The sequence below is a fragment of the Sphaerisporangium sp. NPDC051011 genome, assembly GCF_040653595.1.
Taxonomy (GTDB): Bacteria; Actinomycetota; Actinomycetes; order Streptosporangiales; family Streptosporangiaceae; genus Sphaerisporangium.
In genome coordinates, this window is the sequence record NZ_JBFAGG010000015.1 from 93,532 (window position 1) to 105,427 (window position 11,896).

Genomic DNA, 11,896 nt, shown 5'->3' on the forward strand with positions numbered 1-11,896 from the left:
CCTCGCCGTCCGGTCCGCTCTCCCCGGCACACCGTCCCTTCCACACTCATCAGGCCCACCAGCCAGTACGACGGAAAGAAGAGAGCAGGCATGAACGCCAAGGACTCCAAGGACCAGCGCAAGGACCACGCCCGGTCCACCACCCGCGACACCGGCGCGCGCGAGACGTCCAACGGGCGCAACGGGCGCAACGCACAGCAGGGCCAGCAGGGCCAGCAGGGCCGGTCCGCGCAGCACGGCTCCGCCGGCCAGGGCACCGGCGGCGGCCGCGGGGGCGACGACGGCGCGGTGTACCGCGTCATGGTGAAGATGCGCGTCCACCCGGGCATGGAGCGCGACTTCGAACGGACCTGGCGCGAGATCGCCGCCACCATCGCCCGCCAGCCCGCCAACGTCGGCCAGTCGCTGGCCAAGAGCCCGGACGAGGACGGCGTCTACTACATCGTCAGCGACTGGGAGAACGAGGAGAAGTTCCGCCGCTTCGAGCACAGCCCCGAGCACGCCGCCAACCGCATGCGGCTGGACCCCTTCCGGGACTCGGCCGGCACCTCCATGATCCCGATGGTGGTCGCCGAGCGCCTGGGCGGCCGCCCCGCCCTCACCCCGGGCCGGGTGCGCGTCGCGCTGTACCTCAACGAGCCCGAGTCCGACAAGGGCTCGATCGAGAGCGCCTACCACCAGATCAGCACCACCCTGGCGGGCAGGACCGGCCTGCGCGGCAACGAGCTGCTGCGCTCGCTGCGCGACCCGCGCCGGTACGCGGTGCTGAGCGAGTGGGACGACGTGCCCACCTACCGCGAGTGGGAGCGCAGCCCCGAGCACCTGCCCACCACCTCCCCGCTCGCCCGCTACCACGACAAGGGCCTCGGGATCTTCGGTTCCTACGAGGTCGTGGCCGCCTACTGAGCCGCCCGGCCGGCTTGCCGAGCCCTACCCAGCCGGCTACCGGGCCGGCTGCCGAACCCCGGCCGCCCGCCCAGGCCGGCGGGTGTGCCGTCCGGGCGGGCGTCGGCCGCGGGGATCGCTCCGGCACCGGGCGATCCCCGCGGCCCGCACGACCCGCCGAGATCTGCCACGACCCGCAACGACGTGTCCCATGGAGGTATCCGATGCCCTACGCGATGATCACTTTCCGCGTCGAACCCGGCCACGAGGACGAGCTCGCCGACGTCTTCGGCGACGCCCCGGCCCTGGAATCGCCCATCGTCACCGACGAGCACGGCCGCGAGACCGCCCGCCTGCTCGGCACCGGCGTGTTCGTCAAGGACGACGTACTGGTCCGGGTCATCCACTACGAGGGCGACTTCGCCGGCATCGCCCGGCACCTGGCCTCCCAGCGGCACGTGCACGCCGTCGAGGACCGCATCGTGCCCTACCTCGCCGACGCCCGCGACACCGGCACCGCCGACGGCTTCGCCGCGTTCTTCCGCAACGCCACTATGCGCTGCCTCACCCAGTCGTCCGCCGAGACCCAGCCGACCCGGATGTGACACCGCCCGCCGGCCCGCCGCGACGCCGCCCCGCACCGGCGGCCCGATCGGCGGGACGGCGAGCCGGTGAGCATCACGCTCCGCCGTACCCGGGCCCGGACGCCACACCGGCGGCCGGGCCCCGCCGCGAAGGGAGTGACCGCGACCATGGCCAACGACTCCACCCCGCCCCCGCGACGACCCGGACGGGCGCCCCACCGCACGGCCCGAGACCAGACCCGCGCACCACACCGGTCGGCCGGCCGTAGGAGCACGGAGAGTGAGGACACCGGCGAACCGGCCCGCCTCGAAAAGCACGGCCGGCCCGGTGAGCACGGCGACGCGGGCGTCGGGGTCCTCGAAGCCGTCGAGCGCGAAGCCGCCGCCCTGTTCGCCCAGGCCCGGCGGCTGGTCGAGGCCCTGGCCGCCCGCGCCGGGCTGGAGCCGGAGGAGTTCCGCTGCCTGTGCGCGCTGTCACGCCAGGGGCCGCTGCGGACGCGCGAGCTGGCCGCCGCGGCCGGCCTGTCCGGCGACGGCGCCGCCCGGGCCGTGGACCGGCTGGAACGCCGGGGCTGCGCGGCCCGCCGCGGCACGCCGGGCCGCGTGCTGGTCCACCCCGACCTGCCGGCGTACCGGGCGCGTGCCGAGCCCGCCCTGCGGGAGCTGCGCGAGACCTGGCAGTCCCGCGCCCGCCTGGCCTGCGATGATCTGGCCCTCGTTGCGGGGTTGCTGGCGGAGGGCCGCAGGCTCACCGACCTGGTCGTGTCGATCGGTACCCGACCGGACGCCTTTACAATGTAGATCAACAAGAGGGGGATCGGGAGACCCGGCGGATGCGGGCCGGTCTAAGATCGTCACGTGGACGCACCCGCCGTACGCGACCCCGGGCCCGGCGCGATCGCGCGCGACGGCGACCCCTACCGGGTCTACCTCGACTCTCTGACCGGCGCCGAGTCCCGGCGCACGATGCGCGGCTGCCTGGACCGGGTCGCCCGGGTCATCACCGGCGACCAGGCGGCCACCGGCGCCGGCCAGCCCTGGCACCTGCTGCGCTACGAGCACACCGTGCGCATCCGCACGATCCTCACCGAGCAGGGCTGGTCCCCGGCCTACGTCAACAAGCATCTGGTCGCGCTGCGCCGGGTCATGCGCGAGGCCTGGCGCCTTGGCCAGATGACCGCCGAGGAGTACCACCGCGCCGCCGACCTGCCCACCGTCCGCCACAGCCGCCTGCCCGCCGGGCAGCACGTCCCCGCCGAGGTCGCCGGGGCCGCCCTGGCCGCCTGCGACCGCGACGACTCCCCCGCCGGGGCGCGCGACGGCGCGCTGCTGGCGGTGCTGTACTCCACCGGCTGCCGCCGCGCCGAGATCGCCGGGCTGGCGCTGGACGACTACGACCCCGCGGCGCGTTCGCTGCGCGTGTGCGGCAAGCGCGACAAGGAACGCCTGGTCTACCTCACCCGCGAGGCCGTGGCGCGCATCGAGGCCTGGCTGGCGGTGCGCGGGGCGGCGCCGGGGGCGCTGTTCCCGTCGATCAACAAGGCCGGGCGGCTGCGCGCACCCGGCGGGCGGCCGGCCGCGATGACCGGGCAGGCCATCGCCGACATCCTGACCCGCCGGCTGGCCGCGGCCGGGGCGGCCAAGCGCACCCCGCACGACTTCCGGCGTACGTTCATCGGCGAGCTGCTGGACGCCGGGGTCGACCTGGCCACGGCGCAGGCGCTGGTCGGCCACGCCTCCCCCGTCACCACCGCCCGCTACGACCGCCGCCCCGAGTCCCGGCGCCGCGAGGCGGTGGACCGGCTGGAGATGCCCGCCGCCCGCCCCCTCAGGCCGGGCGGGTGAGGCCCCCTGGCGGCGCTCAGCCCGCGGAGGGGGCGCGGCGGCGCAGCCAGTCGGCGGCGCCGAGCCGGTAGAGCACGTGCGGGCGCACAGGATGGCCCGGCGGGACGCTCGGGTGCTCGAAGTCCTCGGCCGGGTCGCGCGTCATGCCCAGGCGCCGCATGACGGCCTGGGAGCGCAGGTTGGACACCGCGGTCATGGAGATCACCTCCGTCAGGCCCGCGGGCCCGAACCCGTGGTCCAGGGCCGCGCCCGCCGCCTCGGTGGCGTACCCCCGGCCCCACGCCGCGCGGCGCAGCCGCCAGCCGACCTCCACCGCCGGGGTGAACGGCGCCTGGAACCGCTGCCAGGCCAAGCCGGTGAACCCCGCGAACTCCCCGGTCTCGCGCACCTCCACCACCCACAGGCCGAACCCGTGCTCCTGCAGGCGGGTGCGGGCGCGTTCGGCCAGCGCGTCACTCTCGGCCCGGGTCAGCGGCGCCGGGAAGTGCTCCATCACCTCGGGGTCGGCGTTCATCTCGGCGAAGGGCTCGAGGTCCTCCTCGCGCCACTGGCGCAGGATCAGTCGTCCGGTCTGCGGCATGGCCCCATCTTGGCCCTTCGGGGAGGATCGGACCGGATTTTGGCGCTACGGCCGAACCTCTGCCGACCCGCCATCTGGACGCTGGAATCGGCCGCAATGTAGCTACGCGTAGCGCTTGTGACTCTTCGTGTTCTCAGAAATGACCAGTTCTGCGAGAACCGGCAACCGCCCGACGAGTGTCCGGTTTCCGAAGACGATCACCACGATGGCGACGACGGTGAGCAGGGTACCGCGTTGCTGGGACAGGAACGCCCCTGCGGTCGCGGCGAACACGCCGAGCGGTACGAGCGTGGTGACGAGCCCGAGGTAGAACACGCCGGTGCGGGCCACCAGGAGCGCGGGCCGGGAGAAGGCGTAGGCGAAGAAGGCTGGCAGCAGCATGGCCGAGCACGGTGACAGCAGGCTCAGCAGGCCGCCGAGAAACGCGCCGAGGTAGCCGATGTCCATCTCAGCCCTTCCCGGCCTCGGCCAGCTGGGCGTCGATGAGTTGGCGGAACACCTCGATAGGCTGCGCGCCGTTGACGACTTCCTCCCCGAGCACGAACGTGGGAGTGCCGGTCACACCGAGCGCGGCGGAGGTTTGCGCCTCCTTCTCCACGAACTGCGCGACGGCGGGGTCGTCGAGCGCCTTGGTGAACGCGGGCACATCCAGCTTGTCGATGGAGGCGGCGATGTTGATGAGCTCCTTGCGGCTCCAGTCGGAGTTTCCGGCGAAGGTGCGCGCATACAGGGCCTCGTAGTACTGCCAGAACAGGTTCTGTCGAGCGGCCGCGCGGGCGGCGAGCGCGGCATTGACCGAGTGCTGGCTGAGCACGGGCGCATCCCGCCATTCGATGCGGAGTTTGCCCTGCTCGACGTACTGCGCCAGGAGGGCGGGCAGGGTCTGCTCGGCGAAGGCGGCGCAGTACTTGCAGGTGAAGTCGGCGTACTCGATGAGCACGACGGGAGCGTCCACCGGGCCGGCCGCGGCGGGGTCGTTGGGGTCGCGCCGTACCAGTTGCGCCCGTGGGCCCTGGCTTGTTGTCGTGGTGGGAGTGGCGGCCGGTGTCGCGGCGCTGGTGTGCGGCTGGGACACGGTTTGCTGCGACGTTTGTGCCAGGATCCCGACCACGGCGACAACGAGTATCCCGAGCGACACGGTGATCAGCCGCACGGTGCGTGAGCGGCTCTGCTCGGCGCCGGTCGGGGTCTTCGTCGTACTGGGGGTCGACGTGGTGCGCTCGCTCACGTGAGGAACTCCACGAGGTCGGCCTCCAGGGTGTGCCCGGCGGCTGTCTGTTGCAGGATCCGGGCCATGGCTCGGTATGGGGCTGGCCATGCCACCTCGGTGTCCGCTGGCATAGGGCTGCCGGCGACCAGCACCTCCTGCTGGATGGTCTGGTCGATCACGTCTCGCATGTGAGGCATAGATGTGCTTTCAAAGGTCCATAGTGGGGCGGAAAATTACCGGGCGAGCCGACGGCTCGGCCGGTGGCGATTGGGCGTGAGCGGCAGGGACAGAGCGCGGCTGCGGCTTGGCTGGATCGGCGATGCTCACGAAGCTGCTCGGGGCCCAGACGCTCATGACCGGCGCGTGGGTGTGATCATGCGTTCCATCCGCAGACGACCAGGTATCCGTCGATGGTGGTGAGCCGATCGGAGATCGGGGCGTCGGGCAGGGCGTGGCCGAGGTCGCGGTTGCGGACCTCGCCGATCCAGCGGTCGTGCTGGTACTCGTGGTTGATGATCGCCATGAGCAGGGCCTGCGCGATGATCTTGAGCTGGGCGGGGGCACCGACGTCTCCGGCTCCGATGGCGTTCATGCGGGCATGGACCCGTTCGCCGACGGTGGCCCGGAAGTCGGCCAGTCGCCGGGGGTCCGGCAGGGGCAGCCGGTTGGCTTCCGGGTTGGCGGAGTCCATGAGGTCGTCCAGGTCGGGTGCGGGGCTCGGTTCGGCCGCGGTGAGGTTACGGATCATGAAATGCGCCACGTGCGCCTGGTGCCCGAGGTGCCAGCCAATGGGGCTGAAGTTCTGCTCCGGGCGCCAGTGCAGTTCCTCGGCCGTCAGGTCGCGCCAGAGCTCGTCGGTGTAGGCACGGGCGCGGTCGTACTCCGCCAGCAGATGCGGGATCTCATACATTGCGGTCACATCCGATCGTCGTGCGGGTGGTCACGAGGACGCCGGCCTTGGGGCAGGGGTGTGGCGCGTGCGGTGGGGCCGGGTCGGCCTGTACGGCTGGCGGGTGGGACGCCCCGCGCCGAGCCGTCACCATGATCTCCCGAGCCCGGCCGCCGGTCTCGCACCGGCTCGCTGCGCGGTATGGGCTGCGAGGACCGCGTGGGCGGCCTGCTCGCCGGCGAGGAGGGCGCCTTCGACGTGGCCGGCGTGGCTGGTGGCGGTTTCGGTCGATGCCCAGTGCAATCGGCCGGCCAGCGCGGGCCGCTGGTAGAGCGGATGCCCGAACAGGCCGTAGTCCGTCAGGTGCTGCGCCCCGGGCGGCGAGGTCCACCGTTCGCTGCTCCAGTCATGCACGTGCAGTGCTTCGAGCTGGGCCGCCTCCTGGCCGAACAGCTGCGCCAGCTGGGCGGTCACGGCCGTCGCGAATCCGGGACCGGCGGCGGGAGCGAACCCGAACAGGGCGGCCGGCGAGCCGTCCGGGCCGGACATGTCATGGATCTCCCGCAACGGGCCGGTCCAGCTGATCGCCGCTCCCGCCAGGCCCGCTGCCCGCCAGAACGTGGTGCGGTAGGTGGCCACGACCTTGACGAAGCCGCCCATCCAGACCGGGGTGGCCTCGGCGAGACGTGCCGGCTCCGGCTCCAGTGCGCCGTGGAAGTCGATGTTCGCCGTAGCGAGTGCCGACGGGATCGCCGGCACGACCTGGCCGGCGTTCAGGCACCCGGCAACCGTTCGCACCTCGACCGTGCCGCCGTTGCGGCGGATACCCGTGGCCGGGGTCGACAGCGGCAGCGCTGCGTCCGGCAGCTGGGCCGCAAGGCCGGAGGTCAGCGCTGCGGCGCCCGGCCGGTACCGGTAGGCCGGCACGTCGATCGGGTTGCCGGTGACCCGCTGGATACCGGCGGATTGCTGCGCGATCGCATCACCTGCGCGGTGCTGCTCGAAGAGGGCGACATCGAGCCGGGCGGCGAGCGCGGCGACTCGTGGTTCGCCGTCCCAGAACCAGGTGGCGCCCAAATCGAGCCCGTCAGCGGTGGTTGCCAGCCTCCCTCCGGTGCGGTCGCGTGCCTCCACGCACACCGTGTCGAGCCCGGCCGCGTGCAGGGCGGCCGCCGCCGTGAGGCCGGCCGGGCCGGCACCGATCACGACGACGTCGTGCTGAGAGGTGGTAGGCGACATGTGCGCCTCCCTTCCGAGCTGCACGCGCTGACGGTGGGGCCAGGACGATGACGGCGACCGCTGGGCGTGCGGTTCACGCGCTCTGGCGGGGTGAGGGCACGGCCGGCCATGAGGATGGTCAGCGGAACGAGCGCGATGAGGGCCAGGACGGACAGCAGGGAGAAGCTGCCGGCGGCCAGCAGCGGGCCGGCCGCGAACGCCGCGGTCGCCCCGCAGAAGTTCGACAGCGCATCGACCCCGCCCTGGGACGAGGCGCGGGTCTCGGTGGAGACGACGGCGTTGAACAGCGCGGACCCGGCGACATTGACGAAGGACCAGCCGATGCCCAGCAGGATCAGCGACGTGATGATCCAGCCGGTGTCGTCGGGTTTCACGGCGCCGATCACGAGCGAGACGGCGAGGATGCCGAGCCCGGCGCTGATCGCCGACCGGTGACCGTAGCCGTCGGCGATCAGGCCGACGAGCGGGGCCGGGGCGTACATGCCGACGATGTGCAGGCTGATCGTGATGCCGACGATGGTGATCGAGCCGCCCTGGTGGGTGACATGGACCGGCGTCATCGTCATGATCGCGACCATCACCGCCTGGGCGGTGAGAATCGCCACCACCGCCACCCGGGCCCGCTGGTTGACGCGCAGCTCGGCGAGCACCTGCCGGATGCGGCCCTGCCGCCTGCCACCAGGACCCGCGGGTGATGCCGGCGTGGTCTGCCCGAGGAACAGCAACGGGTCGGGACGCAGCCACACCCACACGATCAGACCGGCGATGGCCAGGCAGACCGCGGCGATGAGGAAGGCGCTGGCGTACACGGTGAGGCCGGTGGCGGTGCCGATGATCTCGCCGGGCGCGCCGAGGTTCGGGCCGAGTACGGAGCCGAGGGTTCCAACCCAGACCACCAGGGCCAGCGAGCGTGCTTTGTGGTGCGGCTGCGCGAGGTCGGTGGCGGCGAACCGTGATTGCAGGCTCACCGCCAAACCGGCGCCGATCAGCAGCAGGCCGGCGAAGAGCGGGACGATCATGCTCCACTGCGCCGCAGCGACCAGCACCGCGCCGCCGGCGGCTGCCGTCCACCAGCCGCCGGCGAGGGCGGCGCGGCGTCCTCGGCGTGCGGCGAGAGTGCCCAGCGGCAGGCCGAGCAGCGCCGCGCCGAGCGTGCTCGCGGTGCGGGCCAGACCCGCCCACGCTTCGCTGTTGGTGACCGCGCCGGCCAGCAGGATGCCGATCGAGGGTGCGACACCTACCCCCACGGTACCGATGATCTGTGCGAAGACCAGCACGGTCATCGTGCGCCGCTGGACAGCATCGATGGCCGCGCTGGCCGGGACGGGAATTATGGGGCCGGTGCCGGCGAGGGGTTCGGGCTCAGGCAGGGGAGTCCTTGTCTGCGGGATGTGGGGCGGCTGGGGCGGCGCCTGGTGATGAGGTGTGAGACGAGGCCGAATTCGCCGACGGGATGGGCGAGCGGCGGTTGCCTGGCGGGCGCGTTCCCAGGCGCGATGCGAGGGCCTGCCCCGGTGCGGGCAGTGTGTTCGGCGGGCGCGTCACCGCCGTGCACGGTTCCAGGTCAGGGTGCGTGCCCCAATGGTGGCGCCGACCTCGTGATGGGACGCCACCGTCTTACGGCGCCCGCCTCAGGCGGTCTCGTAGATGCGCACGTCTGGAGCCCCGTTCAGGTAAGGCTGCAGAGCGGCGACGACGTCCTGGGTGAACAGCTCGCTGGACAGGTACGCCTTTGCGTCAGCGGCTGTGGCGAACCCGTGCAGGACCTGCACGTCCTCGTCGCGAACCAGCAGCTCCTTGCTCTTCGCGCCCGCGACCGTGTCCAGGAACGGCTGCTTGTACCGCTGGTAGACACCGGCCGCCGCGGCACGGTCGTCCGCGCCGACGTTCAGAGTGATCTGAAGGTAGGCCATGGGTTTCCTCGCTTCGGGTCCGAACACGGCGCCACGGCATGAGCCGTGGCCATGCGCCGAAGCTATGCCCGAGACCGAGCGGCCGGTAGGGCGGCGATGCGAATACGGCTATAGGCGGCGGTTATCGCCCAGCGAGGCGACGAGCCGGCTCAGATCGGCCGCGTAGCGTGAGGTGGGATCCCACACGGCCTCGTAGAACAACTCGACCGGCAGGCCGTCGTCGACCAGCGGGCGGGCGGTGAGGCCAGCGTCCGACAGCTTGGACTCGGGCAGGATCGCCGCCCCCAGCCCGAGACCGACCCACTGCTCGAGGACCTGGTAGCCGCCGGCCTCGCCCGGGTAGGTGCGCAGCGGCAGGTCGTGCTCGCGGAACAGCTGAGTGGTGAACCGGGTCAGGCCACACGCGTCGGGAACCAGGATGAACTGCGCATCGGCGGTATCGCTCAGCTCCACCGCCGACGACGCTTGCGCGTGGGCGTCGATCACGACGACCCGCTCGGAGTGGATGACGCAGTGCTCGAAGCGGGGCAGCGGGTTCACCGACGGGATCAAGATGATGTCGAGATCCCCCTGGGTGAGCGCGTCGTGCAGGTCGGCCATGTTCGCCTCCCGCAGCACCAGATCCCCCGGAACCGGTAGCCGGCGGACGGCGCTGAAGGCCCGGGCGACCAAATCGGGGCTGATCAGCGGGGACACGCCCAGGTGAATGCGGGGCGCCTCCAGGTCGGCGATCCGCCGCGCCTCGGCAGTGATCGCATCCAGCGCCGACAGAGCGGTGTCGACCAGCGGGATCAGCCGCACCGCCTCGGCGGTCAAGGTCACGCCCCGGGTGGACCGCTCGAACAACCGCACCCCGAGGCGCTCCTCCAGCCGGGCGACCGCGTTCGACAACGCAGGCTGCGTGATCCCGTGAGCGCGCGCGGCCGCCGAGAACGACCGGGCGTGCGCCACCGACCGCGCATACCGCAACGCCTCCAGGTTCAACCGCTCAGCCATAACCGGAGGCTACCGCCCGATTCACACTGGACACCTACCCGCACCCACCAGGCCGCCCATATCGTTCATGAATGCCCGGAGCGCGTGCGCATGCGTTTCGATGAAAGATCGAGACGGCAGCTGTGCTGCCCTCATCAACGCAGCCCTCCCGTCTCCCACCCGCTGACCGGCCTTCCCGGCACTACAGGACAGGCAACGCCATGAATGACGAGCGGGCGCACGCCGCCCCTGCGGATGGCCGCCCTGCCGATGGCGGTGCCAGCGGCCGGGCCGTGCCGGTGGTACTGGACGGCGGTGACCGCCGCTGCGTCCAGCTGCTGATCGAGCTGAGCCGCCTGGTGGCCGGCCTGCCCTCGGGCCGTGTCGTACACCTCATCGCCACCGATCCGGCCGCACCGATCGATCTGCCCGCCTGGTGCCACCTGACCGGCCACCACTACCTCGGCCCTCTCAGCAGCAACGGTCGTCCCATCTACGCCCTCACCGTCCGCGCCGACGCCCGCCGTACCGAGCCCCATGCCCCGTGGCGGTCAACCACAGCCTGACCCACTTCCCTCAACCGGCGCCCGCTAGCGCTCAACCAGGGCAAACGGCCCTCGTCACCGAATCGCCGTCAAGATCGACTCTCTAGCGCCAAAATCCGGTCCGATCCTCCCCGGAAGCCTCTTCGCGCCGCGCCGCGCCCCGCCCGCGCGCCCGCGATTTTCCCGGCCGGGCGCCCTGACGTCCGCGTTTCCCGGTGCCGCCCCCGGTGTCCACCACATCGACATCACGGGATACCCCTGTCGGCGGCAGGTCTGGAGGGACGACCCCCGGAAGTGGGCTAAAGTCGGTGGTAGCCGATGTGGTTTGTGTCCCCCGGGCCGCAATTACCGCCTTCACGGAATACCGTTCGGCTGGAGCCGTGTTGTGCCTCTCGCCGAGGAGGCGACCGCCACATCGGCCACAACGAAAGCGCCCCGCGAGCCCGTCTCGCGGGGCGCTTTCGTTGTCGGCGGATGTAACAGTTTGTGCGCTCCCGTAACACATCGTTTCCCCCCGGCGCCGTATGGTGGTCATTGGCCGTTCGCACACCGGGAGAGTCCGTGCTGTATCGCATCACCAAGATGGTCAGCAGTCCGTTCCTGCGGCTGCTGTGGCGACCCGAGGTGACCGGGGCCCACAACGTCCCCACCTCGGGCGCGGCGCTCCTGGCCTCCAACCACCTGTCGATCCTCGACTCGGTGTTCCTGCCGCTGATGCTGCCCCGGCAGGTCACCTTCGTCGCCAAGTCGGAGTACTTCACCGGCAACCGGCTGATGGCCATGTTCATGCGCGGCACCGGCCAGGTGGCCATCGACCGCGAGAGCGCCGCCGCGGCCCAGGTCATGCTCGACACCGCCCTGCGGGTGCTCAAGGGCGGCGAGCTGTTCGGCATCTACCCCGAGGGCACCCGCTCCCCCGACGGGCGTCTGTACCGCGGCAAGATCGGCGTGGCGTGGCTGGCGCTGACGGCCGGGGTCCCGGTGGTCCCGGTGGCGATGGTCAACACCGACCGCGTGCTGCCGCCGGGGGCGACGGTGCCGCGCATCGGCAAGATCGGCGTCCGCATCGGCGAGCCCCTCACCTTCACCGGCGACCCGGGCCGCGCCCAGGACCGGCGGGCGGTGACCGACGAGGTCATGAAGGCCATCCAGCGCCTGTCGGGCCAGCAGTACGTCCCGGCCTACGCCCAGAGCCTCAAGGAGGCGCCGCGGCGCGCGGCCTGAGCCCGCG

The 11,896-nt window shown here is 72.0% G+C and carries 15 protein-coding genes; 6 read left to right on the plus strand and 9 right to left on the minus strand.

All coding sequences use genetic code 11. From position 1 onward, the window contains the following. Window positions 1-90 precede the first annotated feature (90 nt). The 4 genes from AB0H21_RS30400 (at window position 91) to AB0H21_RS30415 (ending at window position 3,314) form a co-directional block, all read left to right on the plus strand. Entirely contained in the window at window positions 91-906 is an 816-nt protein-coding gene (locus tag AB0H21_RS30400) for an antibiotic biosynthesis monooxygenase (protein WP_358523361.1), read from the plus strand. Between the two features lie 203 nt (window positions 907-1,109). After that, on the plus strand, window positions 1,110-1,490 hold the full coding sequence (locus AB0H21_RS30405) for a SchA/CurD-like domain-containing protein (protein WP_358523364.1): 381 nt from the start codon (window positions 1,110-1,112) through the stop codon (window positions 1,488-1,490). A gap of 147 nt (window positions 1,491-1,637) precedes the next feature. Further along, window positions 1,638-2,270 carry a helix-turn-helix domain-containing protein gene (locus AB0H21_RS30410; protein WP_358523367.1) on the plus strand — a complete coding sequence of 211 codons (633 nt, stop codon included), beginning with the start codon at window positions 1,638-1,640 and terminating at the stop codon, window positions 2,268-2,270. Window positions 2,271-2,327: 57 nt separating this feature from the next. Further along, window positions 2,328-3,314: a tyrosine-type recombinase/integrase gene (locus tag AB0H21_RS30415; protein ID WP_358523369.1), complete on the plus strand. Its 987-nt coding sequence runs from the start codon at window positions 2,328-2,330 to the stop codon at window positions 3,312-3,314. A 16-nt stretch (window positions 3,315-3,330) separates the two neighbouring features. Here AB0H21_RS30415 and AB0H21_RS30420 read toward each other — a convergent pair whose 3' ends face one another. The 9 genes from AB0H21_RS30420 to AB0H21_RS30460 form a co-directional block, all read right to left on the minus strand. Then, on the minus strand, window positions 3,331-3,894 hold the full coding sequence (locus AB0H21_RS30420) for a GNAT family N-acetyltransferase (RefSeq protein ID WP_358523372.1): 564 nt from the start codon (window positions 3,892-3,894) through the stop codon (window positions 3,331-3,333). A 102-nt stretch (window positions 3,895-3,996) separates the two neighbouring features. Then, the gene (locus AB0H21_RS30425) at window positions 3,997-4,341 is read right to left on the minus strand and encodes a cytochrome c biogenesis protein CcdA (protein ID WP_358523375.1); all 345 of its coding nucleotides are present in this window, start codon (window positions 4,339-4,341) and stop codon (window positions 3,997-3,999) included. A 1-nt stretch (window position 4,342) separates the two neighbouring features. Further along, window positions 4,343-5,122, minus strand: a complete 780-nt coding sequence (locus AB0H21_RS30430; protein WP_358523377.1) for a thioredoxin domain-containing protein — start codon at window positions 5,120-5,122, stop codon at window positions 4,343-4,345. Then, on the minus strand, window positions 5,119-5,301 hold the full coding sequence (locus AB0H21_RS30435) for a hypothetical protein (protein ID WP_358523379.1): 183 nt from the start codon (window positions 5,299-5,301) through the stop codon (window positions 5,119-5,121). The genes AB0H21_RS30430 and AB0H21_RS30435 overlap by 4 nt, the downstream gene beginning before the upstream one ends. 176 nt (window positions 5,302-5,477) lie before the next feature. Further along, a complete protein-coding gene (locus AB0H21_RS30440; RefSeq protein WP_358523692.1) occupies window positions 5,478-6,014 on the minus strand; it encodes a DinB family protein in 537 nt (178 codons plus the stop codon). 126 nt (window positions 6,015-6,140) lie between these two features. Continuing rightward, window positions 6,141-7,232, minus strand: coding sequence for an FAD-dependent oxidoreductase (locus AB0H21_RS30445; protein WP_358523382.1), 1,092 nt, complete (start codon window positions 7,230-7,232; stop codon window positions 6,141-6,143). Continuing rightward, window positions 7,196-8,515 carry an MFS transporter gene (locus AB0H21_RS30450; RefSeq protein WP_358523384.1) on the minus strand — a complete coding sequence of 440 codons (1,320 nt, stop codon included), beginning with the start codon at window positions 8,513-8,515 and terminating at the stop codon, window positions 7,196-7,198. Before AB0H21_RS30450 ends, AB0H21_RS30445 begins: the two co-directional genes overlap by 37 nt. 348 nt (window positions 8,516-8,863) lie before the next feature. Then, window positions 8,864-9,145 (minus strand): hypothetical protein, encoded by a 282-nt coding sequence (locus AB0H21_RS30455; RefSeq protein WP_358523386.1) that lies wholly within the window; start codon window positions 9,143-9,145, stop codon window positions 8,864-8,866. Window positions 9,146-9,253: 108 nt separating this feature from the next. Continuing rightward, window positions 9,254-10,141, minus strand: coding sequence for a LysR family transcriptional regulator (locus tag AB0H21_RS30460; protein WP_358523388.1), 888 nt, complete (start codon window positions 10,139-10,141; stop codon window positions 9,254-9,256). A gap of 200 nt (window positions 10,142-10,341) precedes the next feature. Here AB0H21_RS30460 and AB0H21_RS30465 point away from each other — a divergent pair, with 200 nt between their 5' ends. Together AB0H21_RS30465 and AB0H21_RS30470 are read left to right on the plus strand one after the other, a co-directional pair. After that, complete coding sequence (locus AB0H21_RS30465) at window positions 10,342-10,686, plus strand: sulfurtransferase TusA family protein (RefSeq protein ID WP_358523391.1); 345 nt, start codon at window positions 10,342-10,344, stop codon at window positions 10,684-10,686. 540 nt (window positions 10,687-11,226) lie between these two features. Further along, complete coding sequence (locus AB0H21_RS30470) at window positions 11,227-11,889, plus strand: lysophospholipid acyltransferase family protein (RefSeq protein WP_358523393.1); 663 nt, start codon at window positions 11,227-11,229, stop codon at window positions 11,887-11,889. The last annotated feature ends 7 nt before the right edge of the window (window positions 11,890-11,896 follow it).

Excerpts from the sequence above, each read along its gene's own strand:
- AB0H21_RS30400 (WP_358523361.1), top strand. The coding sequence starts at position 91 with ATGAACGCCAAGGACTCCAAGGACCAGCGCAAGGACCACGCCCGGTCC.
- AB0H21_RS30405 (WP_358523364.1), top strand. The coding sequence starts at position 1,110 with ATGCCCTACGCGATGATCACTTTCCGCGTCGAACCCGGCCACGAGGAC.
- AB0H21_RS30410 (WP_358523367.1), top strand. The coding sequence starts at position 1,638 with ATGGCCAACGACTCCACCCCGCCCCCGCGACGACCCGGACGGGCGCCC.
- AB0H21_RS30420 (WP_358523372.1), bottom strand. The coding sequence starts at position 3,894 with ATGCCGCAGACCGGACGACTGATCCTGCGCCAGTGGCGCGAGGAGGAC.
- AB0H21_RS30425 (WP_358523375.1), bottom strand. The coding sequence starts at position 4,341 with ATGGACATCGGCTACCTCGGCGCGTTTCTCGGCGGCCTGCTGAGCCTG.
- AB0H21_RS30435 (WP_358523379.1), bottom strand. The coding sequence starts at position 5,301 with ATGCCTCACATGCGAGACGTGATCGACCAGACCATCCAGCAGGAGGTG.
- AB0H21_RS30440 (WP_358523692.1), bottom strand. The coding sequence starts at position 6,014 with ATGTATGAGATCCCGCATCTGCTGGCGGAGTACGACCGCGCCCGTGCC.
- AB0H21_RS30445 (WP_358523382.1), bottom strand. The coding sequence starts at position 7,232 with ATGTCGCCTACCACCTCTCAGCACGACGTCGTCGTGATCGGTGCCGGC.
- AB0H21_RS30450 (WP_358523384.1), bottom strand. The coding sequence starts at position 8,515 with ATGACCGTGCTGGTCTTCGCACAGATCATCGGTACCGTGGGGGTAGGT.
- AB0H21_RS30455 (WP_358523386.1), bottom strand. The coding sequence starts at position 9,145 with ATGGCCTACCTTCAGATCACTCTGAACGTCGGCGCGGACGACCGTGCC.
- AB0H21_RS30460 (WP_358523388.1), bottom strand. The coding sequence starts at position 10,141 with ATGGCTGAGCGGTTGAACCTGGAGGCGTTGCGGTATGCGCGGTCGGTG.
- AB0H21_RS30465 (WP_358523391.1), top strand. The coding sequence starts at position 10,342 with ATGAATGACGAGCGGGCGCACGCCGCCCCTGCGGATGGCCGCCCTGCC.